The sequence below is a fragment of the Caulobacter sp. 602-2 genome, assembly GCF_011043625.1.
Classification (GTDB): Bacteria; Pseudomonadota; Alphaproteobacteria; order Caulobacterales; family Caulobacteraceae; genus Caulobacter.
The window spans coordinates 122,029-147,350 of the sequence record NZ_JAAKGT010000003.1; the positions used below are offsets into that span (position 1 = coordinate 122,029).

Consider the following 25,322-nt stretch of genomic DNA (forward strand, 5'->3'; position numbering starts at 1 on the left):
GCGGCGTTCCGCGGGGGAATGCAAGGGCCGTTGCTTTTCAGTACGAACCCGAGTAGGTTTTTTATCGCAATTGACTCTCTCGGTTCATTGCTCGACTTTCCGGCCGACGACGGGAGCCGCCCTTCCGCCGCCGGCCGCTTCTTGCGCCGGACTATCGCGCCCACTCACGAGCAAGACGCTTGCGCAAGCGGGCCGATAGAGGGCCTATTCCACCACAAAACAAACGTATCGGGAGTTCGTCCATGTCCAATCGCGCCGATCCTGTGGTGATCGCCAGCTTCGCCCGCACGCCGATGGGCGGCTTCCAGGGCGCGCTGGGCGGGGTGAAGGCCACCGAACTGGGCGCGACCGCCGTCAAGGCGGCGCTGGAGCGCGCGGGCGTCGCGGGCGACAAGATCGACCAGATCATCATGGGCTGCGTGCTGCCGGCCGGCCTTGGCCAGGCCCCCGCCCGCCAGGCCGCCCTCGGCGCGGGCCTGCCCAAGTCGGTCGAGGCCACCACCGTCAACAAGATGTGCGGCAGCGGCATGCAGGCCGCGATCATGGCCCACGACGCCCTGCTGGCCGGCAGCGCCGACGTCATCGTCGCCGGCGGCATGGAGAGCATGACGGGCGCGCCCTACCTGATGGCCAAGCACCGCGGCGGCGCCCGCATCGGCCACGACCAGATCTGGGACTCGATGTACCTGGACGGCCTGGAGGACGCCTACAGCCCCGGCAAGCTGATGGGCGCCTTCGCCGAGGACACCGCCGCCGACTACCAGTTCGGCCGCGAGGCGATGGACGACTACGCGACCAAGGGCCTGATGAAGGCCAAGGCCGCCGTCGAGAGCGGCGCCTTCGCCGCCGAGATCGCGCCGGTGAGCGTCACCACCCGCAAGGGCGTCGAGACCATCGACAAGGACGAGCAGCCGCTGAAGGCCGACCCGGCCAAGATCCCCACCCTGCGCCCGGCCTTCTCGCGCGACGGGGCGATCACCGCGGCCAATTCCAGCTCGATCAGCGACGGCGCCGCCGCCCTGGTGATGACCCGCAGGAGCGTGGCCGAAAGCCTGGGCCTGCCGGTGGTCGCCACCGTGGTCAGCCACGCCGCCCACGCCCACGAGCCGGGCCTCTTCACCACCGCGCCCGTGCCGGCCATGCGCAAGGCGCTGGACCGCGCCGGCTGGAGCGTCGCCGACGTCGACCTGTTCGAGGTCAACGAAGCCTTCGCCGTCGTGGCCATGATCGCCCAGAAGGAACTGGGCATTCCGGACGACAAGCTGAACGTCAACGGCGGCGCCTGCGCCCTGGGCCACCCGATCGGCGCGTCCGGCGCCCGCATTCTGTGCACCCTGATCTCGGCCCTGCAGGCCCGCAAGGCCAAGCGCGGCCTGGCTTCGCTGTGCATCGGCGGCGGCGAGGCCACGGCGATGGCCATCGAACTCGCCTAATTTCTACCCAATATGCGGCATTCCGGCCCGTCGCGCGGCAAGACCTTGCGCGACGGGCCGGCAAGCGTTACCTGTTGATCTGCAAGCCTACCTGGACCCTTTCAGACTTCATGCCCTCGCACCTGATCACCATCGCGCTCTTTACGACTGGCCTCTCGGCCGGCGTCGCGATGTGGTGCGCCATGATGTCGAAGATGAACCAGATTAAAACCGTGCCTGTCAGGACGGGGCAAAGACGGCGCGCAGACTAGGGACCTCCCTGGAAAACCAAGCCGAAGGATCACGAGATCCGAAAAAGCCCCGCCTCCGAAAGGAGCGGGGCTTTTTCGTTGCGCGGTCCGACGGTCCTCAAACTCAAAAGGATCTTCGAACATGAGCTACCTGCCTTCCCCACCCGCCTTCCACAGCGACGACGACGGCGTCACCGTCCACCAGCTGTTCCTGTCGGCCCAGGACGCGCCCAGCGCGCTGGACGCCGTGCGCCAGAGCCTGGCCGACTGCGGCGGCGAGCTGTGCAACCTGTCCCTGAAGCCCGTCGGCCAGCTGGTCGAGGCTTCCTTGCGCGTCCGTCGCCTCGGCGACCAGGCCGCCCGCCTGCTCGCCCGCGACCTGGCCGCCTGGCCCGGCGTCAACTCGGCCAGCGTGGAACACCAGTGGGTGCGGCCTTGAGCGACCTCAAACAGGACGACGAGAAACGCCGCCTCTTTCTCGTGACCGCTGAAGACACGCCCGACGCCCTGATGCGGGTGCTGGGCGTGGCCAGCGTGCAGCAGGTGCGCCTGCGCGCCCTGACCGCCCACCCCGAGGGCGCCGACATCTCGATCCGCCTGGAGATCGACGACCAGGGCGACGACCGGGCCCAGGTCCTGGCCGCGCGCCTGTCGTCGGTGCCGGCGGTGCGGGGCGTGGGCCACGGCTGGCGCTGATCGCCTCCATCCTTTCGCCGCCCGGCTTCGTACCTATGTCGAGCTTCTGAAAGGACCGCCCATGATCCGTCGCCTCGTCATCGCCCTGGCCCTGCTGGCCGCGCCCCTGGCCGCCCTGCCGTCCGCGGCCCTCGCCGCCACCAAGACCGCCGTCTTCGCCGGCGGCTGCTTCTGGTGCATGGAAAACGACATGCGCGGCATTCCGGGCGTCGTGAAGGTCGAGAGCGGCTACACCGGCGGCCACGTGAAGAACCCGACCTACCGCGACGTGACCAGCGAACGCAGCGGCCACTACGAGGCCGTCCGCGTCACCTATGATCCGGCCAAGATCGAGTACGCCTTCCTGCTGTCGCGCTACTGGAAGCTGGTGGACCCCACCGACGACGGCGGCCAGTTCTGCGACCGCGGCCCCTCCTATCGCCCCGCCGTCTTCGTCGACGCCGAGCAGCGCCCCGCCGCCGAGCGCTCGCGCGCCCTTGCCGCCCAGCGCCTGAAGACCGGTACGATGAAGGCCCAGATCCTGCCGCTGCAGACCTTCTGGCCGGCCGAGCCCTATCACCGCGACTACGCCAAGAACAATTCGGTCGAGTACCACCTCTACCGCACCGGCTGCGGCCGGGATCGGCGCCTGGCGCAGGTGTGGGGGAAGTAGAATGCGACCCTCCCCCTGAAGGGGGAGGTGGCCCGTAGGGCCGGAGGGGGAAGTTCCTGATGAACCGGCGACAGCCCCAGCCCTCGTAATGTCTTCCCCCTCAGTCGCTCCGCGACAGCTCCCCCTTCAGGGGGAGCATTATAAATTACAGACCTAATCTCTCGACATTCCCTCGCGCGCGTGAAAACGTGGCTGCAACGATAGAGGGAGACGCCGCGCCGATGTTTCGCGCCGCTTTGTTCGCCACCGCCTGCGTGGCCGCCGCTTCCGCAGCCCCCTTCCAGATGGCGATCGCCCAACCTTCTCCGAAGGTCTCGGTCACCATCTACAACAGCAACCTGGCGCTCGTTCAGGACCAGCGGACGATCGACGTCGCCGCCGGCCGCCAGCGGCTGGAGTTCAAGGACGTCTCGGCCGCCATCCGCCCCGAGACCGTCAGCCTGTCCTCGCCCAACCTGGCCGTGGTCGAGCAGAACTTCGACTACGACCTGCTGACCCCCGACAAGCTGATGGAGAAGGCGGTCGGCCGGCAGATCAAGATCATCCGCACCAATCCCGGCGATGGCAAGGAAACCACCGAGACCGCCACCGTCCTGGCCGCCAACGAGGGCGTGGTGCTGAAGATCGGCGACCGCATCGAGGTGCTGCGCGACGACGGCGTGCCCACCCGGGTGATCTTCGACAAGGTGCCCGAGACCCTGCGCGCCCGCCCGACCCTGTCGGTGACGGTCAACGCCGACAAGGCCGGCCCCACGCCGGTGACGCTGAACTACCTGACCTCGGGCCTGTCGTGGTCGGCCGACTATGTCGCCCTGTTCGACGAGAAGAAGGGCGCGCTGGACCTGCAGGGCTGGATCACCCTGCAGAACAACTCCGGCACGGCCTTCGAGAACGCCCAGACCCAGCTGGTGGCGGGCAACGTCAACCAGTTCAACGGCGGCTACAACGGCGGCGCGACCTCGGCCGGGACCGAAGGCAGCGACCGCGAGCGCATCGCCGACTACTACATCTATCCCCTGCCCGAGCGGACCACGATCGCCTCCAACCAGAGCAAGCAGGTCGGCTTCCTCAGCGCCCAGGGCGTGGCGGCCAAGAAGGTCTACGAGGTGCGCGAGTACGGCTTCTCCAGCGACGCCAACCCGCAGAAGGCGATCACCGCCATCCAGTTCAGCAATTCGAAGCTCAAGGGCCTGGGCGACCAGCTGCCGGCCGGGACCATGCGCGTCTACATGCGCGACCAGGCCGGCGATCCCAAGTTCATCGGCGAGAACAACATCGGCCACACCTCGGCCGGTTCGGAACTGTCGATCAAGACCGGCGAGGCCTTCGACGTCTCCAGCCAGGCGACCCTGGTCTCGCAGGAGAAGATCTCCAAGACCCGCTCGCGCTACGTCATGAAGTACCTGGTGCGCAACGCGCGCCCCGAGGCGGTGACGGTCGAGCTGCGCCAGGCCGGCCTGTGGCGCGACGGCAAGGTCACCGACGAGAGCCTGCCCAGCCGCCGCATCGACGCCCGCACCCTGGCCTGGAGCGTGCCCGTGCCCGCCAACGGCGAGACCATCCTGACCTTCACGGTGGACAACGGCTGGTGATCCCGAACCCGATCCGCAGGGAACCTCCCCCTGTGGGGGAGGTGTCGCCGAAGGCGACGGTGGGGGGAATGACTGCAGGCCCTGCCACGCCCCCCACCGGTCGCTGCGCGACCGCCTCCCCCACGGGGGGAGGTTCCTGGGTCGTGCGCTCCGCCCTCGCCGCCCTCGCCCTGCTCTGCGCGCCCCTCGCCGCCCCTGGCGCCGCCCGCGCGGACGTCGTCGCCTCGCCCGCACCGGAGGCCGTGGCCGTCACTCTCTATCGGGACGGCCAGGGGCCGGTGCAGAAGCTGTCGCCGTGGGAGCGCCAGCAGGCCTTCGAGAAAGGCCTGGTCATGGTCAGCGAGACCCGCACGGTCGACCTGCCGGCCGGTCGCCACACCCTGCGCTTCGACGGGGTGGCCGAGGGCCTGATCGCACAGAGCGCGGCCATCGAGGGCCTGCCCTCCGGCGCGGTCGAGCGCAATTACGACTACGCCCTGCTCAGCCCCGGAACCTTGGTCGAGCGCTCGCTGGGCAAGCCGGTCAAGGTGGTCCGCACCAACCGCGAGACCGGCCGCCAGTCCAGCGTCGAGGCCACCCTCGTGCAGGGGCCGTCCGGCCTGATGGTGCGGACCGCCGACGGCGTCGAGGCGCTGGGCTGCTCGGGCGGCGCCGAGCGCCTGGTCTTCGACCGCGCGCCCGACGGCCTGTCCAGCAAGCCCGCCCTGTCGGCCGTGATCGACGTGCCGATGGCCGGGCGCTACGAACTGACCCTGACCTACCTGGCGATCGGCCTGAACTGGCAGGCCGACTACGTCGCCACCCTCAACCCGGACGGCCAGACGCTGGACCTGCTGGGCTGGCTGACCCTGATGAACAGCTCAGGCTCGACCTTCGCCGACGCCCCCACCCAGCTGGTGGCCGGCAAGCTGTCGCGCGTGCCCACCAGGATCGTCCGCCCGCGCGTGGTTCCCGTGCGTCGCGACTGCTGGCCGATGGACACCACGACCCACGGCGAGGCGGCCGAGATGGACGTCGGCGGCATGCCGGCCATGATGGCCCCGCCACCCCCTCCGCCACCGCCGCCTCCCCCGCCGCCGCCCGCGCCCGTGGCCATGGGCTACTCGGCCAATCGCGTGGCCTTGGCCGAGCAGTCGGACCTGGGCGACTACAAGCTCTACACCCTGCCCGAGCGGGTGACGGTCGCGGCGCGGCAGACCAAGCAGATGGCCTTTCTCGACGAGAAGGGCGTGCGCTACCAGCGCCTCTACGTCGTGCCGGTCTCGCCCTGGACCGACTACGCCAAGGAGCAGCAGATCGCCGCGCCGCAGGTCGTGCTGCGCCTGGAGAACAAGAAGACCGAAGGCCTGGGCAAGCCCCTGCCCTCGGGCGCCCTGTCGGTGATGGAGACGGTCGGCGGCGTGCCCGCCTTCGCCGGCGAACAGGCCGTGCGCGACGTCGCCGTCGGCGAGCCCGCCGACCTGATGATCGGCCGCGGCATGGACGTTCGCGCCCGCCCCCGCCTGGTGGAGGACAAGCGCGCCAACAAGACGACGGTGCGACGGACCTACGAGGTCGACCTGGCCAACAGCAAGTCGATCCCCGTCACCTTCGAGATCCGCCACGACCCCAGCATCCAGTTCTTCAAGGTGGTGTCCGAGCCCCTCAAGCACGACATCCGCCAGGGCCAGGTCGCCTGGCGCGTGACGCTGAAGCCGGGCGAGAGCCGGGTCTTCCGCTACGCCGTCCGGCACGCGGGCTGAGACCACGAAAAAGGGCCCCGCTCCGGTCGGAGGGGGCCCTTCTATCCGTCGAGGCCGATCGCCTCAGAACGGCAGGATGTTGCGCTGGCGGCTGTAGGCCAGGTAGCCGATGTTGGCGCCCAGGCGCAGGCCGACGCCCGCGCGGATCGGGGCCAGGACGATGGTGTCGGCCTTCTGGTAGTTCACGCCCAGGCCGCCCACGAGATAGGCGCTGCCCTCGACGCCGGGGAAGCGGCGGAAGATGGCGTCCGGGTACTGCAGGTTATAGCAGAGGGTGAAGACGCGGCTGGCGTTGCCGCCCCAGTCCCAGCCCACCGACGGGCCCTGCCAGTACACTTCCTGGGTGGGACGGTCCTTCATGTAGAGCAGGCCGCGGCCATAGCGCAGGCCCACGGCGATGGCGCCCGAGCCTTCCTCGCCGGCCACGTAGCCGGTGGGCTGGCCGCGCTCGCGGAAGATCCGCTCGATCGCAGCCCCGGCGCTTTCGGCCGTCACGCCCAGGAAGTCGGACGTGGCGCGGACCATCTCGTCGGCCGAGTAGGTGGCCGCCGCGCCCGTATCGTAGGCCGGTCCGTTCGGATCGGGATTGCGCGGCTGGGAGGTGCTGGCGCAGGCGCCGAGACCAACGGAGGTCAGGCCCGAGGCCATGCCGGAGAGGATCAGCGAGCGGCGGTCCATGTGTCTTTCTCGCAAGTCTAGAGCGTGACAGCCGAAAGTGTCGGCGGTTTTGGCGACCGCCACGCTCTCATGCTTCATTTAGAGACCGCCTGTCTGCTCCTGGCTGGCCAGGAACAGGCGGGCTCTACGTGTCGACACTGTCACAGGCTTTCATGTCGGGTTTGGGGCGCGTTGCTTAACGGGCAGTTAAGCATGTTGCGCGCACCCGGCCCGCCAGACTCAACGCGCGGTGCGCTCCACAAGGTCCGCCAGGTGCTCGGCCGCGTCGGGCACGGCCACCGAGCGCGCACCCTTGGCCATGCGGGCCAGCCGGTCGGGGCTCTTGAGCAGGGCGTTCAGGGCACCGGCCAGAGCGTCGACGGTCAACTCGTCCTCCAGGCACACGGCCGCGCCGCCCGCCTCTTCCAGGAGCTTGGCGTTGAAGCGCTGGTGATCGTCGGCAGCGATCTTCAGCGGCACCAGGATCGACGGACGGCCGGCCACGGCCAGCTCGCAGCAGGTCGACGAGCCGGCCCGGCCGACGACGATGTGGCTCTGGCGCAGGCGCCCGGCCATGTCGCGGAAGAACGGCGCGACCTCGCAGTCGACCATGGCGTTGCGATAGATCTTGCGGGCGTGCTCCATGCTCTCGGCCCGGGCCTGCTGGAACACCTTCATGCGGCCGCGCATCTCTTCGGGCAGCTTGGCGATAGCCTCGGGCACCAGTTCCGACAGCAGGCGCGCGCCCTGGCTGCCGCCGGTGACGAGAATGCGCAGCTGCACCTCGGGCGGCAGGTAGGCGACCTGAGCCAGGTCGCGGATCTCCGGACGCACCGGGCTGCCGACCACGTGGGCGCGGGCCTTCACGGCCGGCTTGGCCATCTGCAGAGTCGGGAAGGCGCAGGCCACCTCGGTGACGTAGGGGGCCAGGAAGCGGTTCACCCGGCCCAGCACCGCGTTCTGCTCGTGAATGACGGTGGGGCGCTTTTCCAGCAGCGCCGCCAGCAGCGCCGGCAGGGCCGGATAGCCGCCGAAGCCGACCACCACCGACGGGTTCAGCCGCGCGAAGGCCTGCTTGGCCTGCAGCACGCCTTGCGTGACGGCGACGCCGGCCTTGATCATGCCGATCGGGTCGCCGGCCTTGGCGGTGGCGGCCGACAGGGCCAGCCGCTCCTGGGCGGGGAACTTGTCGGCGTAGAACGCGCCGCGCTCGTCGGTGGCCAGCACCACGCGCCAGCCGCGGCCGATCAGGGCTTCCGACAGCGCCTGGGCGGGGAACATGTGGCCGCCGGTGCCCCCGGCGGCGACGATCGCCAGCTTGCCGCTCATCACGCCAGATCCGCCGCACGCACGGCGCAAGCCGGGAAGGTGTTACGCAACTGCAGTCTCCCTAACCCCGAGAGCCTTCAGTCGAAGGCGCCGGTCTGGCCGAACGGTCCGCCGCCGCCATAGGACCCGGGCCGCTTGCGCGTCAGCGCCAGCGCCATACCCAGGGTGAGCCCCATGGCCAGCATCGACGAGCCGCCGTAGCTGATGAACGGTAGGGTCATGCCCTTGGTCGGGATCATGTTCAAGTTCACAGCGACATTGATGAACGTCTGCTGGCCCAGGAGGACGAAAAGGCCGGCCGAAGCGACCTGCTCGAAGGGGTCGGCCAGCTTCATCGACTTGTAGAGCCCGCGCACCACGATGAAGGCGAACAGGCTGATCAGGGCCAGCGAGAAGACGAGGCCGTACTCCTCGGCGGCGACCGAATAGATGAAGTCGGTGTGCAGGTCGGGCACGTGGCGCTTCATGACGCCCTCGCCCGGGCCGCGCCCGAACAGGCCGCCGGCGTGGATGGCCTCGGCCGCGCGGGTCACCTGGTGGGTGTCGGCCTGGTCGGGGCTGAGGAACTTCTGCACGCGGGCGTGCACGTGGTCGAACAGGAAGTAGGTCGAGGCAAGGCCGCCCAGCGCCACCGCGCCCAGGCCCATGATCCACGAGATCGGCACCCCGGCCATCCAGAACGCCGCGCCGAAGGCGATGGTGATCAGCACGGTCTGGCCGACGTCGGGCTGCATCAGCAGCAGGGCCACGGCGATGAAATAGAGGCCGAAGGCGATCGACACACCCGGCACGCCCTCGCCCTTCTGGCCCTCGGCGAACATCCACGAGACCAGGATGATCAGGGCCGGCTTCATGAACTCCGACGGCTGGAAGGTGAAGCCGCCGATCATCAGCCAGCGGGCCGCGCCCTTGGCGCTGTGGCCGATGAACGGCAGGGCCGCCATGACGCCGATCGCGACGATGTAGATGAAGAACGCCGCCCGCCGGATGCCCTTGGGGCTGAGCATCGACACCGCCAGCACGATGGTCGCCGCGCCGACGCCGAACACCAGCTGGCGAATGGCGAAGTGGAACTGGTCGTCGATGCCGATCCGCTGGGCCGCGGCCGGGCTGGAGGCGAACGACAGCAGGACGCCCACGGTGACCAGGATGGCGGTCGCGCCCAAGAGCCAGCGATCGGTCGTCCACCACCACACCCCGAGGGGCGAGCGGTCGGTCCGGGCGAAGGCGTGGGCGGTCTGCTGGCGCATGGGGGCGAGAGTCGGGCGTTACGGTTAATCGAGTCTTGCCGCCGGCCGCGACCAAATCACGGCCGGCGCGATTTTTCCCCGCTATTCCACAGGCTTGACCTCAGCCCCGGCAGACGGCGTGTCGGCCGGACGACCGTACTCCCACGCCCTGGCCAGCGGCAGCACGTGGTCGTGCAGGGCCTGGCCGAAACGGACCGCCTGCATCTGGATCCCGTTGTGACCGGCGCCCGGCAGCACCACCATGTCCTTGGCCGGCGCGCGAAGGCCGTCGAACCACGGCCGCACGAAGTCGGGATGGTCGTACTCGCCCTGGATCAGCACCATCGGCAAGGCGAAGTCGCGGCCCAGGGGCGCGGCCTTCCAGGTCTGGTTGGCCTGGTAGACGGCCAGCGACCGCTGGCGGCGGATGATCCTGCCGCCGTCCTTGTGGGTGAGCAGGTCCTTGAGGCTCCAGTCGGGCATGGCCAGCGCCTGGCGATAGAGCTGGCCCAGGCTCTTCCGGGGGCCCTCGGTCGTCAGATAGACCGGCTCGAGGACGTCGATCTCCTTCCAGCGGCCGGGCGGGTCATAGGGCGGCGGGCCGAAGGCGGTCAGCTTGGCCAGCAGTTCGGGATGCCGGCCGGTCTGGGCGACCGCCAGCATGTGGTCGTAGACGTGGCGGTCGCGGGCGTCGTTGTCGACCGCCTGGCCCGTGCCGGCATAGACCGAGAACAGGTCCGGCCGCTGGTGGGCCATGGTCAGGGCCACGCGCGATCCCCACGACCAGCCCAGCAGCGCGATGCGCGGCTTGTGCAGCCTGGCCTTCAGATGCTCGCTCAGCGCCAGGCCGTCGGCGACGAAGCCGTCCAGGCCCTGATCGGGATCGATCCGCCCGTCCGCGCGGGCCAGGCTCTTGCCGTGGTCGCGCCGGTCCCAGTGGACGACCGTGAAGTCCTTCTCCCAGCTCGCATAGTCCTCGGCGAACAGTGAGGTCGGCATGCCGCCGCCATGCACGACCAGCAGCACGGGATTGTCGATGTCCCGCCCCCGGACCACGACCCATTGCTCGCCGCTGGGCAGCTTGACGAAGCCGCTCTCCTGGATCCCGTCCTTGGCGTCGATCCGCAGCCGTTCGGCCGTCTGGTGCTGCACGAACGCCCGCGTCGCCGCCGCGCCCCCGCCCACCGCGATCGCTGCGGCCGCCGTCCCGATCGCGCCCCGGCGCAGCCATGTCTTGAGCTTGCTCATGCAGTCGTCCCCGACGTTGAATTTACAATCGTAGACTGCAACGGGCGAGATCGAATCTACAAGTGTAATTTTCACGAATGCCGTAACCGCCTGCGGCGCGCTCTCCGGTCCTTCGCCAAGATGCTCCCCCTGAAGGGGGAGCTGTCGCGGAGCGACTGAGGGGGAAGGGACTGCTGCTGTTCGGGCGCGCGTCGACCTCATGAGATACTTCCCCCTCCGGCCCTTCGGGCCACCTCCCCCTTCAGGGGGAGGGCCTTGAGATACCAACGATCTGCGATTGCTGGACGCGCCGGCGAAACCGGCGGATGCTGCGCGCTTCACGGTCCAGCTTGGGAGGGCTTGATGACCGCAGTGAACACCCTGTCCGCCGGGGGCAAGACCCCGTGGCACGTCTGGCTGGTCGGCGTGGTCGCCGTCCTGTTCAACGCCATCGGCGTCTTCGACTTCGTGATGAGCATGACCCAGGGCGAGGCCTACATGGCCAGCGCCGGCATGACGGCCGAGCAGATCGCGCACTATCGGCAGATGCCCGCCTGGATGACCGGCGTGTGGGCGATCGGCGTGTTCGGGGCGTTCGGGGCCTCGGTGCTGGTGCTGCTGCGCCGCAAGCTGGCCTTCGGCGTCTTCGCCGTTTCGCTGGCGGCGTTCCTGGTCAGCCTGCTCTACACCTACGCCCTGACCGACGGCGGCAAGGTGATGGGCCAGCAGATGGCGATCACCAGCGCCGTCATCGCCGCCCTGCTGGCGTTCTTCACCTGGTACGCCTGGGCGATGGGGAAACGGGGCGTGCTGAAGTAGGGCCTAGCCCCCTACTTCCCGTCATTCCCGCCCTCGTGGCGGGAATGACGGGAGAAAAGGAAGACTAAGCCCGCTTGGCCTTGGGCTTCACCAGTCCGTTCACCGCCGCGCGGAACGCTTCGCCGCGGGCCTCGAAGTCGCTGAACTGGTCGAACGAGGCGCAGGCGGGCGAGAGCAGGACGATGGCGTCCTGGCCGGTGGCGGCGGCGTCGGCATGGGCGGCGGCGACGGCGGTCTCGATGTCGCCGCACTGCTTGACCGGGGCCTTGCCGTCCAGGGTCTTGCCGAACGCGTCGGCCGCCTGGCCGATCAGGTAGGCGCAGGCCACGCGCGGGAAGAGATCCTGCAGGTCCTCGATGCCGCCGGCCTTGGGCACGCCGCCGGCGATCCAGTAGAACTTGGGATAGCTCGACATCGCCTGGCGGGCGGCGTCGGCGTTGGTGGCCTTGCTGTCGTTGACGAAGGCGACCTTGCCGATCTTGCCGACCGTCTCCATGCGGTGCGCCAGGCCCGGGAAGGTCATCAGACCCTCGACGGCCTGGACCGGCGGGATGCCGATCGCGATCGCGGCGGCGTAGGCGGCGGCCGCGTTCTGCCAGTTGTGGCGGCCGGGCAGGCTGCGGGCGCGCAGCAGGTCGGCCATTTCCGTCACGCGCTCGCCGGTGGCGTCGTACAGCACGCCCTGCAGGGCGTAGACGCCCCGGCCCATGGCCTTGCCGGCGCTGATCGGCCAGATGGTGCGGCGGTTGGCGGCGGTGATCTCAGTGCAGATCTGCTGGCACCAGGGATCGTCGACCCCGATGATCGCCGTGTCGCCCTTGCCCTGGTTGAGGAAGATGCGACGCTTGGCGGCGATGTAGCCCTCCATCGAGCCGTGGCGGTCGATGTGGTCGGGCGACAGGTTCAGCAGAACCGTGGCGTCGGCGTGCAGGCTGGAGGTCAGGTCCAGCTGGTAGCTCGACAGCTCCAGCACGTAGACCGCGCCGCCGTGCATGTCTTCGAGACCAAGAATGCCGGCGCCGATGTTGCCGCCGACGCGGGTGTCGCGGCCGGCCTGGCGGCAGACGTGGCCGATCAGGGCCGTGGTGGTCGACTTGCCGTTGGTGCCGGTGATGGCGATGATCTTCGGCTTCTTGTGCTCGGGTGCGGCGTTGACCGTGCGCGCGAAGAGCTCGACGTCGCCCAGAATCTCGACGCCGGCTTCCTTGGCCTTGTCGACCGTCCAGTGGGGCTTGGGATGGGTCAGCGGCACGCCCGGCGACAGCATCAGGGCCGCGAACTGACTCCAGTCGGCCGTGGAGAGGTCGACGACCGGCAGGCCCTCGGCGCGCGCGGCCTCGCGGCCGGCTTCCTTCTCGTCCCACAGCGCCACCTTGGCGCCGCCGGCGATCAGGGCGCGCGCGGCCGTCAGGCCGGTGCGGCCCAGGCCGAACACCGCGACCGTCTTGTCCTCGAACCCACGGACCGGGATCATCCTACGCCCTCCCCTTACCGCAGCTTCAGCGTGGCGAGGCCGACGAACGACAGCATCATCGCGACGATCCAGAAACGGACGACGACGGTGCTCTCGGCCCAGCCCAGCTTTTCGAAATGGTGGTGGATCGGCGCCATCAGGAAGATGCGCTTGCCGGTCTTCTTGAAGTAGGCGACCTGGATCATCACCGACAGCGCCTCGGCCACGAACAGGCCGCCGACGATGCCCAGCACCAGTTCGTGCTTGGCGCAGACGGCGATCGAACCCAGCGCGCCGCCCAGGGCCAGCGAGCCGGTGTCGCCCATGAAGATCTTGGCGGGCGGGGCGTTGTACCAGAGGAAGCCCATGCCGCCGCCGATGATGGCGCCGCACAGCACCGCCAGCTCGCCGACGCTCGGCACGAAGTGCAGGTTCAGATAGTCGGCGAACTTGTAGTTGCCGACGAGGTAGGCGATCAGGCCGAAGGTCGAGGCGGCGAACATCACCGGCACGATGGCCAGGCCGTCCAGGCCGTCGGTCAGGTTCACGGCGTTCGAGAAGCCGGCGATCGTGATCGCGGCGAAGGCCACGTAGAACCAGCCGAGATTGATCACCAGGTTCTTGAGGATCGGGAACACCAGCGAGGTCTCAAGGCCCGGCGTCATCTGCGACTTCGGGGCGAAGATGATCAGGGCCACGGCCGCCAGGATCGAGACGATGAACTGGGCGACCAGCTTCTGGCCGCTGGAAAGGCCGGCGGTCGTCTGCTTGGTGACCTTGGCGTAGTCGTCCATGAAGCCCAGCACGCCGAAGGCCGCGGTGATGCCCAGCACCACCCAGACGTGGACGTTGCGCAGGTCGGCGAACAGCAGCGAGCCGACGAACAGACCGGCCAGGATCATGAAGCCGCCCATGGTGGGCGTGCCGGATTTCTCGAGCACGTGGCGCTCGATGCCGTCGGTGCGGATCGGCTGGCCCTTGCCCTGCTTGGCCTTCATCCAGCGGATGAAGCGCGAGCCCATGGCCACGGCCACGATATAGGCCGTCAGCATCGACATGCCGGTGCGGAAGGTCAGGTACTTGAGCAGGTTCAGGACCGGCACGTGCTCGTGCCCGCCGCGCGAGAGCCATTCGTAGAGGAAGTACAGCATCAGACTTGTTCCCGCCGGCCGAGCGCGGACAGGGCGGCGGCGATTGCGCCGGCCCGTGACCCGTTCGACCCCTTCACCATCACCACGTCGCCGGGCTGCATGGCCGCGACGATCTGCTGCGCCAACGCGGGCGCGGCGTCCGCATAGCCGCCTCGGCGCTCCTGCGGAAGCGCGTTCCACAGCGACATCATTAACGGCCCGGCGCAGAACACCAGGTCGATGCCCGCCTGGGCGATCGGGCCGGCCAGTTGCGCATGGAAGCTCGGGCTGTCGGGCCCCAGCTCCAGCATGTCGGTCAGGGCCACGATCCGGCGGCCGGCGACCTTGCGCGCGCCCAGCGTGGCCAGGGCCGCCTGCATCGACACCGGATTGGCGTTGTAGCTCTCGTCGACCAGGGTGAAGGCGCCGCCGTCGATGGCGACCACCTGCTCGGCGCCGCGCCCCTCGATCGGGGCGAACTCGGCCAGGGCCGCCAGCGCCGTGGCGCGATCGACGCCCAGGGCTTCCAGCATCAGCAGCACGCACAGGCTGTTGGGGCCCCAGTGCACGCCGGTCTGGCGGATCGGGAAGGAGACGGCCTGGCCGTCGAGTTCGGCGACGACGGTCGCGCCGGCGCCCTCGACCACGAAGTCGATGAGGCGGGCGCTGGTCCCGTCACGGCCAAAGCTGCGCACGGTCGCGCCGGCCTTCTCGGCCTCGCCCTTCAGAAGGTCGAACCATTGATTGTCGGCGTTCAGCACCGCGACGCCGCCGGGCTCCAGCCCGTCGAAGATCTCGGCCTTCGCCCGGGCCACGCCGATCTCGCCGTCGGCGAAGTTCTCCAGGTGCACCGGGCCGACCGTGGTGATGGCCACCGCGTGCGGGCGGATGAACTTCGACAGCGGGGTGATCTCGTCGGCGTGATTCATGCCGACCTCGAACACCGCCCGCTCGGTGTCACGCGGCATGCGGGCCAGGGTCAGCGGAACGCCGAGGTGATTGTTGTAGCTCTTCACCGACGCATGCGCCTTGCCGGCGCGGCGCAGGCCGGCCTCGACGGCGCGGGTGACGCTGGTCTTGCCGACCGAGCCGGTGACCGCGCCGCGGCGGGTCTGGGGCGCGCGCTCGCGGGCGGCGACGCCCAGGGCCTCCAGCGCCTTGAAGGTGTCGGCGACGACGACGGCGGGGGTCGCGACAGCCTGCGAGACCAGGGCGCCGGCCGCGCCCTTCTGCGCCGTCTGGGCGACGAACTCGTGACCGTCGCGCACGCCGGCCAGGGCGACGAACAGATCGCCCGGCTCGATGCTGCGGCTGTCGATCGACACGCCGGTGGCGGCGAAGTCGCCGGCCACGGTCCCGCCCGTGGCGGCGGCGATCTCGTCGGCGGTCCAGAGCGCGTCAGCCATTGACGGCCTCCAGCGCGCTCAGGGTCTCGGCCACGTCGTCGAAGGGGTGGTTGACGCCCGCCACCAGCTGGCCCTGCTCGTGACCCTTGCCGGCCACGACCAGAACGTCGCCGTCTTCCAGCAGGGCCACGCCCGCGCGGATGGCCTCGCGGCGGTCGCCGATCTCGCGCGCGCCGGGGGCGGCGGCCAGGATGGCGGCGCGGATGCTGGCGGGATCTTCCGAGCGCGGATTGTCGTCGGTGACGATGGCCACGTCGGCCAGCCGCGCGGCGATCTCGCCCATCTGCGGACGCTTGGTGCGGTCACGGTCGCCGCCGGCGCCGAACACCGCGATCAGCTTGCCGCGCACGTGCGGGCGCAGGGCCTTCAGCACCGTCTCCAGGCCGTCGGGCGTGTGGGCGTAGTCGACATAGGCCTCGCCCTTGCCGCGACCCTTGCCCACGCGCTGCAGCCGGCCGGCCGCGCCTTCCAGCTTTTCCAGGGCGCCGAGCACGGCGTCCAGGTCCTCGCCCGTGGCCAGCACCAGACCTGCGGCGACCAGCACGTTGGAAGCCTGGAAGTCGCCGGCCAGCGGCAGCTTCACCTCGAATTCGCGATCCTGGGCGGCGATCTTCAGCAGCTGGCCCCACGGGGTCGGCTCGCGCGAGACAAGCTTCAGGCCCTGGCCCTGCTCGCCCACCGACAGGATGGTCTCGCCCGAGGTCACGGCGGCGGCGGCGAAGGCGGGGAAGGCGTCGCTGTCGGCGTTCAGCACGGCGGTCGCGCCGCGCGGCAGCAGGGCCTCGAACAGGCGCAGCTTGGCGGCCCGGTAGCAGCCCATGGTGCCGTGATAGTCGAGGTGGTCCTGGGTGAAGTTGGTGAAGCCGGCGGCGCTGATCTTCAGGCCGTCCAGGCGGCGCTGGTCGATGCCGTGCGACGAGGCCTCGACGGCCAGGTGCGTGACGCCCATCTGCGCGAGCCTGGCTGCCATCTCGGCGACGTCGGCGGCGTCGGGCGTGGTCAGGCCCGGCGGGGTCAGTTGCTCGTCCGGCACGCCCGGCGCGCTGACGACGACGCCCAGCGTGCCCATGCTGGCGGCCCTCTTGCCCAGCAGGGCCAGGATCTGGCGGGCGAAGCCGGCGACCGAGGTCTTGCCGTTGGTGCCGGTGACCGCGATCACCGTGGCCGGCTGGGCGGCCCAGAACTCGGCGGCGGCCAGGGCGTAGGCGCGGCGGATGTCGCCGGCGTGGGCGGTCGGGACCGGCAGGCCTTGAACGTCGTCGGGAGCCAGGACGGCGGCCGCGCCCGAGGCGATCGCGCCCGGAATGAAGCTGCGGCCGTCGACCTTGCTGCCCGGCAGGGCGGCGAACAGGAAGCCTTCACGCACCTTGCGGCTGTCGGCGGTGACGCCGGCGATGGCCGGATCAGCGTCGAACGGACGGTGCAGGATCTGTGAAAGCGTCTTGGTCAAAGTCCCGCCCCTGGCGTGGTGGCTTTCGGCTGGGCGCCGGCGATGATGAGGTCGTTCCGGCGCTGGACGCCGAGGAACGGAGCGATGCGGTCGATGACCCGGCCGGCCGCCGGCGTGGCCACCCAGCCGCCGGTCGAGAAGCCGAAGGTCTTGGCCGTGCCGTGCGGCTCGTCCAGCAGGATCAGGACGAAGTAGCGGTCGGCCTCCAGCGGTCCCTCGGTGGGGAACACCGCGGCGAAGGACGAGACCTGGCGCTGGTGGTTGTAGCCGCGGATCGAGGGGTCGTACTTCTCGCCGGTGCCGGTCTTGCCGCCGACCGACAGGCCCTTGACGTCGGCGGTCTTGCCGCTGCCGCCGGTGACGTTGGCGCGCATGATCTGCAGCATCTGCTGCGAGGTCTCTTCGGACAGCACGCGCGGGCCTTCCGGGCGCACGCCGGGCGGCAGCTTGCGGATGGTCAGCGGCGGCATGGTGCCGCCGTTCAGCAGCGGGCCGAACGCGCGGGCCAGGGCCAGCGGGCTGACGTTCATGCCGTGGCCGAACGAGGTGGAGGCCACCGCGTCGGTGTCCCACTTCTTCGGCGTCAGCGGACGGGCGGACTCGCGCAGCTCCACCTTGGCCGGCTTGGTCAGGCCCAGATTGTTGTAATACTGGCTCAGGCGCTGGGCGCCCACGCCCTCGGCCAGGCGCGCGGTGCCGATGTTGGACGAGTGCTGGAACACCTCGACCAGGGTCAGGATCTTCCGCGAGGCGTGGTAGTCGTGGATCGTGCGGTAGCCCAGCTTGTAGGGCTCGCGCGCGTCGAAGGTCGAGCTGGGCGTGGCCACGCCCGTATCCAGACCGATGGCGACGGTGAAGGCCTTGAAGGTCGAGCCCATCTCGTAGACCGAGGCGGCCGCGCGGTTCAGCTTGGCGTCGTCGCTGGCCTTGCCCGGATCGTTGGGATCGAAGTCCGGATAGCTGGCCAGGCCCAGGATCTCGCCGGTGTGCACGTTGGTGACGATGCCGACCGCGCCCTTGGGACCGAACTCCAGCGCGGCCTTGCGCAGTTCGTCCTCGAGGGCGGCCTGGACGCGCAGGTCGATCGACAGGGCCAGGGGGGCCGCGCCCTCGCCCTTTGCGGCCGCGGCGTGGATGTCGTCGTTCAGCGCGCCTTCGGCGCCGGCCAGGCCCTTGCCGCCCGCGTCGACGAAGCCGACGAAGTGCGCGGCCGAGACGCCCAGCGGATAGACGCGGCGGGCCTGCTCCTCGAACTCCACGCCCGGCAGGCCCAGGTTGAAGATGGCGTCCTTCTGGGCCGGGTCGAGACCGCCCAGCAGGAAGGTGCGACGATCGCCGAAGATGGCCTTGTCCAGGCGCTTGGCCGGCACCTGCGGCAGGGCCTTGCCCAGGGCGGCGCGCGTGGCCTTGGCGTCCCACACTTCCTTGGGATCGATGTAGAGCGCGTAGTGGGTCAGGTCGACGGCCAGCAGCTTGCCCTCGCGGTCGACGAGGTCGCCGCGCGCGCCCTCCATGGCCGCCAGGAAGCCGCCGTTCTTGCCGGCGTTGGAGAACACGGCCGCCCAGGTGGCGCCGACGGCCAGCACCATGAAGGCGCAGGCGAACAGGGCCAGGACGAAGAAGATGCGGATGCTGGTGTCGTCTTCCGGCTTGGCCGCGGCGCGCGAGCGCTCGAAGGCGTGCTCCAGGCGCCAGACGCGCTCGATCAGCCAGCGCCAGGCCGGACCGCCGCCGTGGGGAACGAGATTGGCCAGGCTCATCGCGGAGCCTCCTCGGCGCCGGCGCTGACGCCGTCGGGGGCGTCGGCGGCGGCCAGGGCCGGATCGGCCGCGGCGGCGACCGGCGGAGCGGGCAGCTTGGAGGCCGGAACCGGCTTGCGAGCGACGTCGATCAGCGCGTCCTCGCTGGTCTCGCGCTCGGGCGAGATCGGGGCCAGCTGGGCGGCCTGGGCCAGCGACTCGATGCGGCGCGGCTGCTCCAGGTGGGCGACCTCGGCCTGCAGCAGGCGCACCTTGATGCGCTCTTCCTCGATCTGGCGCTCGACCGAGGCGATCTCGGCCCGCTCGCGACCGGCGAAGGCTTTGGCCATGTAGACGCCCAGCACCAGGGTCAGCAGCACGCCGACGCCGACGATGTCGACGACGCGGAAGCCGCGCACGCGGCGGTCGAAGACCTCCGAGATCCTCATGCCGAGGCCCTCCACACGGGGGCCTCGGTGCGGATGGCCGCACGCAGCTTGGACGAGCGGGCGCGCGGATTGACGGCCAGCTCCTCCTCGCCCGGCGCGATGGCCTTGGTCGAGATCAGGCTGAAGCTGGGGGGCGCGCCCTGGGCGGTCGGCGGCGCATGGCGCGAGCCGCCCGGCGTGCGCCCGGCGCGCTCGGCCAGGAAATTCTTGACGATGCGGTCTTCCAGCGAATGGAAGGTGACCACGGCCAGGCGGCCGCCCGGCTTCAGCACGGCCTCGGCGGCGGCGAGACCCGCCTCCAGCTCGCCCAGCTCGTCATTGACGGCGATGCGCAGACCCTGGAACGAGCGGGTGGCCGGATGCACCTTGGCGCCCTTGCGGCCGCCCAGCGACCGCTCGATCACCTCGGCTAGGTCCAGCGTGCGGGTGAACGGCTTTTCGGCGCGGCGCTTGACGATGAAGCTGGCCACGCGGCGCGAGGCGTGCTCCTCGCCGTAGACATAGAGGATGCGGGCCAGTTCGGTCTGGTCGAGGGTGTTGACCAGATCGGCCGCCGTGGGGCCGTCGTCGCCCATGCGCATGTCCAGGGGACCGTCGCGCATGAAGGAGAAGCCGCGCTCGGCTTCGTCGAGCTGCATGGAAGACACGCCAAGATCCAGGGTTACGCCGTCCACCGACGCAGGCCCAAAATAGGCGGTGATTTGCGAGAAACGGTCCTGAATCAGCCGAAAGCGACCATCCGCCGCGGGAAGATCGCCGGTGAAGCGCTGCACCGTCGGATCGCGGTCGAAGGCCGTGACCGACGCGCCCGAACCCAGGATCGCGCGGGTGTAGCCGCCGGCGCCGAAGGTGCCGTCCAGGATCATGTCGCCCGGCTTGGCGTCGAGGGCGGCGACCACTTCGCCCAGCAGGACCGAGATGTGCGGAGCGGCGCTCATGCGGCGCCTCCCAGGCGCGCGACGCGCTGCTGGGCGCGCAGGGCGGCCAGGCCGTCGCGGGCCAGTTCGCGCTGGGCGGCGCGATGGGCCTGGAAGGCGTTACGCGACCAGATCTGGAAACGCTCGCCCAGACCCACGATCGTCACCTCGTCGGTGAGGCCGAACATGTCGCACAGCACGTCAGGCAGGGTGATGCGGCCGGCGGTGTCGAACGACAGGCGGGCCATGCCGCCCAGGACGCTGGTCTCCAGCGCCGAACGCACCGGATCACCGAAGGGCAGCTCGTCGATCACCGCCTGATAGCGGTCGAACAGGGCCTTGCCGCCGGCTTCCAGGCAGTCGGCCTCGATCGAGGGGAAACAGAAGATGCCGTCGAAGGGGCCCGAGACGGCGGCGCGGAACTCCTGCGGCACCACGAGGCGCCGCTTGCTGTCCAGCTGCTTCTCGAACGTCGAGAGGAACACCCCGCCAACCCTTACCCAAAACACGGTCGCCCCAGCACGAGTCCGACCGGCCCGAATGGGTTAACATGGGATGAAGTGGGAAACAATGACACCAGGGGCCATTTCGCCAGGAATTCAAAGGGGCTAGCGGTAATATCAGACCGCTTTGAAAGGTTAATTTCGGAACATACAGACAACTGGATTTCTATCCACAGACTCGCACACAGATGCATCCCATCCCGGCCCATTTCGGTGGGCCTTGGGGCGCTTGGGGTTGCGGAAAGTTTGATGGACCAGACGGCCTGTAAGCCGGGTTCTGTGCCGCCCCTGTGAACAGGGACGCGACGATCATTCCTCTTGGCCGCCCATTGCTGGACGACTCTCGCGACCAACCCGGATCCTCTCGGCCAGTGACGACCTAGCCGGTAAACCGGCGCGGGATCCCTATTCGGTCTTGCTCCAGGCGGGGCTTGCCATGCCGTCCCTGTCGCCAGGTCCGCGGTGGGCTCTTACCCCACCCTTTCACCCTTCCCGCCCCGTAGGGAGGAGGTTTGCTTTCTGTGGCGCTTTCCCTGGGATCGCTCCCGGTGGGCGTTACCCACCGCCTTGTCACCGTGGAGCCCGGACTTTCCTCGACTCCCCGAAGGGATACCGCGATCGCCCGGCCATCTGGTCCGCGCGCTGTTTGCGCCGGGGAACGGCGAAGGTCAATGACGGATGCGCTGTGCGTCCTTCGAGGCCCGCTGTGCGGGCGCCTCAGGATGAGGACCTCGCTGCACTGACTTCCTCATCCTGAGGTGCGAGGCGAAGCCGAGCCTCGAAGGACGCACGGCCTCAGCCCTCGCCGCGCATCCACGCCGCCACCGGGTGGTCGCCCAGCGCTTCGATCACGCCCGCGCGCTCGGCCTCGCGCTTGTTCTGGCCGAGCTTGAACGTGCCCTCCAGGCGCTCGACGTGCAGCCGCGCGCCGACGATGCCGCGCAGCAGGGCCTCGAACTTCGCGGGCGTCATCTTGTCCCGCGTCCAGACCGGCTTGGGCAGCAGGCGCGTCTCCTCCTGGATCGACAGGTCGTCGATCAACTGCGCCAGTTCGACCTCCGACAACGGCGTGACGAAGCCCTCGGCCTCGGCGGAGACGTAGTTCCAGGACGGCACCTGGTCGTCGGTTCCGTACCAGTCGGGGCTGACATAGGCCTGCGGGCCGGCCGCCAGGGCGATGGCCGGAAAGCCCGTCACCAGCGCCGGCGCCAGGGCGTTGGCCCGCGACAGGTGGAAGTCGAGGAACAGGCCATCGGCGCCGAGGTCGCGCACGACCACCGGCGTCTGGGCCACGAACGGCCGGCCGCCGACACTGGCGCACAGCGTCACGAACGATTGCCCAGCGAAGAAGGCGAGCAGGCGCGCGCGGTCCTCGACGTGAAAGGCCCTGGCCGGATGCATCAGGCGCCCGCCGCCGCTCGCAGCAGGGCCACCAGGCGCGCGCGGGTCTCGCCGTCGGCCACGCCGTCGAAGCGGCTCTGCAGCCAGTGGCGCTGGAAGGCGCCGACCACCGTCTCGGTCCACTCGTCGTACTGGCCCGAGGGCGCGCAGTCGAAGCCCAGGCGGGTCAAACCGGCCTGGAGCGCGAAGACGCCGGTCCCCTCCTCGCCCCGGCCCAGCGGCGCGCCCGGCGAGGACGGCGGCTCGACCCACAGGCCATGGCCGCTTTCCGCCAGGCGCTTCCACGGGAACAGCTCGCCCGGATCGATCTTGCGGGCCGGCGCCACGTCGGAGTGGCCGATGATGCGGTCGTCGTCGATGGTCCAGCGCGAGCGGATGTCGGCGAGCAGGTTGATCACCGAGGCGATCTGGGCGTCGGGAAAGGCGCGATAGCCGAACTCGTGGCCCGGATTGACGATCTCGATGCCGATCGAAGACGAGTTGATGTCGCGCACGCCCTTCCAGAAGGCCGCGCCAGCGTGCCAGGCCCGCCGCTCCTCGGCCACCAGGCGAAACACCCGGCCGTCCTCCTCGACCACGTAGTGGGCGCTGACCTTGGCCTCGGGATCACGCAGGCGCTCGATGGCCGCCTCGCCGCTCTCCATGCCGGTATAGTGCAGCACGACGGTGTCGGGCACGGCCTTGCGGGCGTCGAAGTTCGGCGACGGGGCCTCGACGATGGTCATTGCGAGCGGTCCTTGAGAAACATCAGAAGCGGCGTCACCTGGTTGCGGCGCAGGGCCACGATCAGTACGCCGGCGAGAGCCAAAGCCGCGCCCAGGCCCATGCGCAGGTCGAAATGGTCATGGGTGATGGCGACGCCCAGACCGATGGTCATCAGCGGCGTCATCAGGGTGAGCGGAGCGATCAGGTTGGCCTCGTAGCGCTGGATCAGCCCGTAATAGCCGGTGTGGGCGATCACCGACACCACCAGCGCCGAATAGGCCACCGCGGCCACGAACGGCCAGCCGGCCTCGAAGGCCTTGTCGCTCGCGCCCGGCTCCAGCGCCAGGCTGGCGGCGGCCAGCAGCCACACCGAGGTGAAGCCCACCCAGGCCTGCAGCTGCAGCGGCTTGACCCGCTGGATCTGCTTCATCATCACCGCCCCCAGCGAGCCGGCCAGGGCCGAGGCCACCACCAGCCACAGGCCCATCGACAGCGAAAAGCCGTGCGGGTTCCAGATCACGATCAGCGCCCCGGCCAGGGTCAGGGCGATGCCGACGCCCCGCCGCCAGTGGATCTTCTCGCCCAGCATCAGCACCGACAGCAGGGTGGTGAACGGCACGCCCGCCTGCACCACAACCGCCGCGGCCGATGGCGAGGCGGTCTTGAAGCCCATGAACAGCAAGGCGAAACCGCCCGCCCCCATCAGCACGCCGACCACCAGCATCCGCCAGGTGGGCCGGGGCGCGGGCAGCAGCCAGGGCAGGGTCACCGCCGCGACCAGCGCGAAACGCACCGCCGCGTAGAACAGCGGCGGCACGCCCCAGTGGGCGACCACGATCTTGGAGACGATGTTGTTGCTGGCCCAGATCAGGCAGATCAGCACCAACAGGCCGAAGTCGCGTAGGGACATGCCCCTCGCATACTTGGCGCCGAGGACCATGCGCAATGAAAACCGACGTCGCCGGACGCGCCGCAATTGACGTCGGGTCCAAACGGTCGTTTTCTGCGGTGAACAGCGTTCACTTAAAACAGGATCCGGGCTCACCGGACCAGCGGGGACGGAGACGCGCATGACCACCGAGTACTTCGACGTCCTGATCGTCGGCGCGGGCCTGTCGGGCGTCGGCGCGGCGCATCACCTGACGCGGCGCTGCCCGGGCAAGACCTACGCCATACTCGAGGCCCGCGACGCCATCGGCGGCACCTGGGACCTGTTTCGCTATCCGGGCATCCGCTCGGACAGCGACATGTACACCTTGGGCTACGCCTTCAAGCCGTGGCGGCAGGCCAAGGCCATCGCCGACGGCCCGTCGATCCTGAACTACGTGCGCGAGACCGCGACCGAGGCCGGCGTCGACGAGCATATCCGCTTCCGCCACAAGGTGCGCAGCGCCGCTTGGAGCTCCGAGACCGCCAGCTGGACGGTGCAGGCCGAGCGGGTCGACACCGGCGAGACGGTCGAGATCGCCTGCGGTTTTCTCTACATGTGCGCCGGCTACTACGCCTACGACGCGGGCTACACGCCCGACTTCGAGGGCACCGAGCGCTTCAAGGGGACGATCGTCCACCCCCAGCACTGGCCCGAAGACCTCGACTACGCCGGCAAGAGGGTGGTGGTGATCGGCAGCGGGGCGACGGCGGTGACCATCGTGCCGGAGATGGCCAAGACCGCCGCTCACGTCACCATGCTGCAGCGCTCGCCGACCTACGTGGTCTCGCGCCCGGCGGAAGACGGCCTGGCCAACTGGATGCGAGCCAAGCTTCCGGCCATGACCGCCTACGGCGTCACCCGCTGGAAGAACGTGCTGATCACCATGCTGTTCTTCAACCTGGCCCGGAAGAAGCCCGAGAAGACCAAAGAACGATTGATAAGCCTGGTCCGGGACCAGCTGCCCAAGGACTACGACGTCGAGACCCACTTCACGCCGCGCTACAATCCCTGGGACCAGCGGCTGTGCCTGGTGCCCGACGCCGACCTGTTCGACTCGATCCGGAACGGCTCGGCCTCGGTGGTCACCGACCATATCGAGACCTTCACCGAGAACGGCCTCAAGCTGAAGTCGGGCAGGACGCTGGAGGCCGACATCGTCGTCACCGCCACGGGCCTGCGGATGCAGCTCCTGAGCGGCATGGAGGTGGTGGTCGACGGCCGCTCCGTCGATCTGGCCAAGGGCTTCAGCTACAAGGGCATGATGTTCAGCGACGTGCCGAACATGGCCTCGGCCTTCGGCTACACCAACGCCTCGTGGACGCTGAAGGCCGACCTGACCAGCGAGTATGTCTGCCGGCTGCTGAACCACATGGATCGGGCGGGCATGGACATCTGCATGCCCCACCTGGACCAGCCCGACATGGCCGCGGTTCCCTGGCTCGACTTCTCGTCGGGCTACGTGCAGCGGGCGATGGACAAGTTCCCCAAGCAGGGAACCAAGGCGCCGTGGAAGGTGCACCAGAACTACGCGCTGGACCTGGCGGCCCTGCGCCTGGGCAAGCTGGACGACGGCGTCATGCGGTTCTGGCGCAAGCGGGCGAAGGCGGCGGCCTGACGACCGCCGCCGCGCAC

The 25,322-nt window shown here is 69.6% G+C and carries 23 protein-coding genes, 1 other RNA gene and 1 pseudogene; 8 read left to right on the top strand and 17 right to left on the bottom strand.

Annotation, left to right across the window (positions count from 1 at the left end; translation table 11 throughout):
* The first annotated feature begins 242 nt into the window (after positions 1-242).
* The 6 genes from G5B46_RS08785 to G5B46_RS08810 all read left to right on the top strand — a co-directional run bounded on the left by G5B46_RS08785 (position 243) and on the right by G5B46_RS08810 (position 6,345).
* The gene (locus tag G5B46_RS08785; RefSeq protein ID WP_165257843.1) at positions 243-1,433 is read left to right on the top strand and encodes an acetyl-CoA C-acyltransferase; all 1,191 of its coding nucleotides are present in this window, start codon (positions 243-245) and stop codon (positions 1,431-1,433) included.
* 372 nt (positions 1,434-1,805) lie between these two features.
* Positions 1,806-2,102 (top strand): hypothetical protein, encoded by a 297-nt coding sequence (locus G5B46_RS08790; protein WP_165257846.1) that lies wholly within the window; start codon positions 1,806-1,808, stop codon positions 2,100-2,102.
* Positions 2,087-2,359: a hypothetical protein gene (locus G5B46_RS08795; protein WP_346764890.1), complete on the top strand. Its 273-nt coding sequence runs from the start codon at positions 2,087-2,089 to the stop codon at positions 2,357-2,359. The genes G5B46_RS08790 and G5B46_RS08795 overlap by 16 nt, the downstream gene beginning before the upstream one ends.
* A gap of 64 nt (positions 2,360-2,423) precedes the next feature.
* Positions 2,424-3,011 carry a peptide-methionine (S)-S-oxide reductase MsrA gene (gene msrA, locus G5B46_RS08800; RefSeq protein WP_165258342.1) on the top strand — a complete coding sequence of 196 codons (588 nt, stop codon included), beginning with the start codon at positions 2,424-2,426 and terminating at the stop codon, positions 3,009-3,011.
* A gap of 221 nt (positions 3,012-3,232) precedes the next feature.
* On the top strand, positions 3,233-4,603 hold the full coding sequence (locus tag G5B46_RS08805; RefSeq protein ID WP_165257851.1) for a DUF4139 domain-containing protein: 1,371 nt from the start codon (positions 3,233-3,235) through the stop codon (positions 4,601-4,603).
* A gap of 143 nt (positions 4,604-4,746) precedes the next feature.
* Entirely contained in the window at positions 4,747-6,345 is a 1,599-nt protein-coding gene (locus tag G5B46_RS08810; protein WP_165257854.1) for a DUF4139 domain-containing protein, read from the top strand.
* A gap of 63 nt (positions 6,346-6,408) precedes the next feature.
* On the opposite strand, the gene G5B46_RS08815 is transcribed toward G5B46_RS08810, so the two are convergent.
* The 4 genes from G5B46_RS08815 to G5B46_RS08830 form a co-directional block, all read right to left on the bottom strand.
* Positions 6,409-7,023: an EipA family protein gene (locus G5B46_RS08815; RefSeq protein ID WP_058349935.1), complete on the bottom strand. Its 615-nt coding sequence runs from the start codon at positions 7,021-7,023 to the stop codon at positions 6,409-6,411.
* A gap of 219 nt (positions 7,024-7,242) precedes the next feature.
* A complete protein-coding gene (murG, locus tag G5B46_RS08820; protein ID WP_165257855.1) occupies positions 7,243-8,331 on the bottom strand; it encodes an undecaprenyldiphospho-muramoylpentapeptide beta-N-acetylglucosaminyltransferase in 1,089 nt (362 codons plus the stop codon).
* Between the two features lie 77 nt (positions 8,332-8,408).
* A complete protein-coding gene (gene ftsW, locus G5B46_RS08825) occupies positions 8,409-9,581 on the bottom strand; it encodes a putative lipid II flippase FtsW (RefSeq protein WP_165257857.1) in 1,173 nt (390 codons plus the stop codon).
* An 81-nt stretch (positions 9,582-9,662) separates the two neighbouring features.
* Entirely contained in the window at positions 9,663-10,808 is a 1,146-nt protein-coding gene (locus G5B46_RS08830) for an alpha/beta hydrolase (protein WP_165257860.1), read from the bottom strand.
* A 342-nt stretch (positions 10,809-11,150) separates the two neighbouring features.
* Between G5B46_RS08830 and G5B46_RS08835 the strand changes: the two genes are divergently transcribed.
* Entirely contained in the window at positions 11,151-11,606 is a 456-nt protein-coding gene (locus G5B46_RS08835) for a hypothetical protein (RefSeq protein WP_165257862.1), read from the top strand.
* Positions 11,607-11,670: 64 nt separating this feature from the next.
* Here G5B46_RS08835 and murD read toward each other — a convergent pair whose 3' ends face one another.
* The 13 genes and pseudogenes from murD to G5B46_RS08900 form a co-directional block, all read right to left on the bottom strand.
* A complete protein-coding gene (gene murD, locus G5B46_RS08840; protein ID WP_165257864.1) occupies positions 11,671-13,080 on the bottom strand; it encodes a UDP-N-acetylmuramoyl-L-alanine--D-glutamate ligase in 1,410 nt (469 codons plus the stop codon).
* 14 nt (positions 13,081-13,094) lie between these two features.
* The gene (mraY, locus tag G5B46_RS08845) at positions 13,095-14,210 is read right to left on the bottom strand and encodes a phospho-N-acetylmuramoyl-pentapeptide-transferase (RefSeq protein WP_165257866.1); all 1,116 of its coding nucleotides are present in this window, start codon (positions 14,208-14,210) and stop codon (positions 13,095-13,097) included.
* Positions 14,210-15,595, bottom strand: a complete 1,386-nt coding sequence (gene murF / locus G5B46_RS08850; RefSeq protein ID WP_165257868.1) for a UDP-N-acetylmuramoyl-tripeptide--D-alanyl-D-alanine ligase — start codon at positions 15,593-15,595, stop codon at positions 14,210-14,212. The genes mraY and murF overlap by 1 nt, the downstream gene beginning before the upstream one ends.
* The gene (locus tag G5B46_RS08855; protein ID WP_165257870.1) at positions 15,588-17,045 is read right to left on the bottom strand and encodes a UDP-N-acetylmuramoyl-L-alanyl-D-glutamate--2,6-diaminopimelate ligase; all 1,458 of its coding nucleotides are present in this window, start codon (positions 17,043-17,045) and stop codon (positions 15,588-15,590) included. The genes murF and G5B46_RS08855 overlap by 8 nt, the downstream gene beginning before the upstream one ends.
* Positions 17,042-18,805, bottom strand: a complete 1,764-nt coding sequence (locus G5B46_RS08860; protein ID WP_165257873.1) for a penicillin-binding protein 2 — start codon at positions 18,803-18,805, stop codon at positions 17,042-17,044. The genes G5B46_RS08855 and G5B46_RS08860 overlap by 4 nt, the downstream gene beginning before the upstream one ends.
* Positions 18,802-19,233, bottom strand: a complete 432-nt coding sequence (locus tag G5B46_RS08865) for a cell division protein (protein WP_165257874.1) — start codon at positions 19,231-19,233, stop codon at positions 18,802-18,804. The genes G5B46_RS08860 and G5B46_RS08865 overlap by 4 nt, the downstream gene beginning before the upstream one ends.
* Positions 19,230-20,171, bottom strand: a complete 942-nt coding sequence (gene rsmH, locus G5B46_RS08870) for a 16S rRNA (cytosine(1402)-N(4))-methyltransferase RsmH (protein WP_165257877.1) — start codon at positions 20,169-20,171, stop codon at positions 19,230-19,232. Before rsmH ends, G5B46_RS08865 begins: the two co-directional genes overlap by 4 nt.
* Positions 20,168-20,635, bottom strand: a complete 468-nt coding sequence (locus tag G5B46_RS08875) for a division/cell wall cluster transcriptional repressor MraZ (RefSeq protein WP_165257880.1) — start codon at positions 20,633-20,635, stop codon at positions 20,168-20,170. Before G5B46_RS08875 ends, rsmH begins: the two co-directional genes overlap by 4 nt.
* 268 nt (positions 20,636-20,903) lie before the next feature.
* An RNA gene (gene rnpB, locus G5B46_RS08880) (RNase P RNA component class A) lies at positions 20,904-21,287 on the bottom strand.
* Between the two features lie 34 nt (positions 21,288-21,321).
* Positions 21,322-21,442 (bottom strand): annotated as a pseudogene (locus tag G5B46_RS08885) (hypothetical protein); the annotation flags it as partial.
* Positions 21,443-21,448: 6 nt separating this feature from the next.
* Positions 21,449-22,054, bottom strand: a complete 606-nt coding sequence (locus G5B46_RS08890; protein WP_165257882.1) for an FMN-binding negative transcriptional regulator — start codon at positions 22,052-22,054, stop codon at positions 21,449-21,451.
* Entirely contained in the window at positions 22,054-22,779 is a 726-nt protein-coding gene (locus G5B46_RS08895) for an N-acetylmuramoyl-L-alanine amidase (RefSeq protein ID WP_165257885.1), read from the bottom strand. Before G5B46_RS08895 ends, G5B46_RS08890 begins: the two co-directional genes overlap by 1 nt.
* Positions 22,776-23,669 carry a DMT family transporter gene (locus G5B46_RS08900; protein WP_165257888.1) on the bottom strand — a complete coding sequence of 298 codons (894 nt, stop codon included), beginning with the start codon at positions 23,667-23,669 and terminating at the stop codon, positions 22,776-22,778. Before G5B46_RS08900 ends, G5B46_RS08895 begins: the two co-directional genes overlap by 4 nt.
* A gap of 160 nt (positions 23,670-23,829) precedes the next feature.
* Here G5B46_RS08900 and G5B46_RS08905 point away from each other — a divergent pair, with 160 nt between their 5' ends.
* Entirely contained in the window at positions 23,830-25,305 is a 1,476-nt protein-coding gene (locus G5B46_RS08905; RefSeq protein ID WP_165257891.1) for an NAD(P)/FAD-dependent oxidoreductase, read from the top strand.
* The last annotated feature ends 17 nt before the right edge of the window (positions 25,306-25,322 follow it).

What these genes read in the sequence shown, in the direction of transcription:
- G5B46_RS08895 (WP_165257885.1), bottom strand. Translation starts at nt 22,779, where the DNA reads ATGACCATCGTCGAGGCCCCGTCGCCGAACTTCGACGCCCGCAAGGCC.
- murG (WP_165257855.1), bottom strand. Translation starts at nt 8,331, where the DNA reads ATGAGCGGCAAGCTGGCGATCGTCGCCGCCGGGGGCACCGGCGGCCAC.
- G5B46_RS08890 (WP_165257882.1), bottom strand. Translation starts at nt 22,054, where the DNA reads ATGCATCCGGCCAGGGCCTTTCACGTCGAGGACCGCGCGCGCCTGCTC.
- G5B46_RS08900 (WP_165257888.1), bottom strand. Translation starts at nt 23,669, where the DNA reads ATGTCCCTACGCGACTTCGGCCTGTTGGTGCTGATCTGCCTGATCTGG.
- G5B46_RS08790 (WP_165257846.1), top strand. Translation starts at nt 1,806, where the DNA reads ATGAGCTACCTGCCTTCCCCACCCGCCTTCCACAGCGACGACGACGGC.
- G5B46_RS08815 (WP_058349935.1), bottom strand. Translation starts at nt 7,023, where the DNA reads ATGGACCGCCGCTCGCTGATCCTCTCCGGCATGGCCTCGGGCCTGACC.
- murF (WP_165257868.1), bottom strand. Translation starts at nt 15,595, where the DNA reads ATGGCTGACGCGCTCTGGACCGCCGACGAGATCGCCGCCGCCACGGGC.
- G5B46_RS08905 (WP_165257891.1), top strand. Translation starts at nt 23,830, where the DNA reads ATGACCACCGAGTACTTCGACGTCCTGATCGTCGGCGCGGGCCTGTCG.
- G5B46_RS08805 (WP_165257851.1), top strand. Translation starts at nt 3,233, where the DNA reads ATGTTTCGCGCCGCTTTGTTCGCCACCGCCTGCGTGGCCGCCGCTTCC.
- G5B46_RS08830 (WP_165257860.1), bottom strand. Translation starts at nt 10,808, where the DNA reads ATGAGCAAGCTCAAGACATGGCTGCGCCGGGGCGCGATCGGGACGGCG.
- G5B46_RS08865 (WP_165257874.1), bottom strand. Translation starts at nt 19,233, where the DNA reads ATGAGGATCTCGGAGGTCTTCGACCGCCGCGTGCGCGGCTTCCGCGTC.
- G5B46_RS08785 (WP_165257843.1), top strand. Translation starts at nt 243, where the DNA reads ATGTCCAATCGCGCCGATCCTGTGGTGATCGCCAGCTTCGCCCGCACG.
- ftsW (WP_165257857.1), bottom strand. Translation starts at nt 9,581, where the DNA reads ATGCGCCAGCAGACCGCCCACGCCTTCGCCCGGACCGACCGCTCGCCC.
- rsmH (WP_165257877.1), bottom strand. Translation starts at nt 20,171, where the DNA reads ATGAGCGCCGCTCCGCACATCTCGGTCCTGCTGGGCGAAGTGGTCGCC.
- G5B46_RS08860 (WP_165257873.1), bottom strand. Translation starts at nt 18,805, where the DNA reads ATGAGCCTGGCCAATCTCGTTCCCCACGGCGGCGGTCCGGCCTGGCGC.
- murD (WP_165257864.1), bottom strand. Translation starts at nt 13,080, where the DNA reads ATGATCCCGGTCCGTGGGTTCGAGGACAAGACGGTCGCGGTGTTCGGC.
- G5B46_RS08835 (WP_165257862.1), top strand. Translation starts at nt 11,151, where the DNA reads ATGACCGCAGTGAACACCCTGTCCGCCGGGGGCAAGACCCCGTGGCAC.
- mraY (WP_165257866.1), bottom strand. Translation starts at nt 14,210, where the DNA reads ATGCTGTACTTCCTCTACGAATGGCTCTCGCGCGGCGGGCACGAGCAC.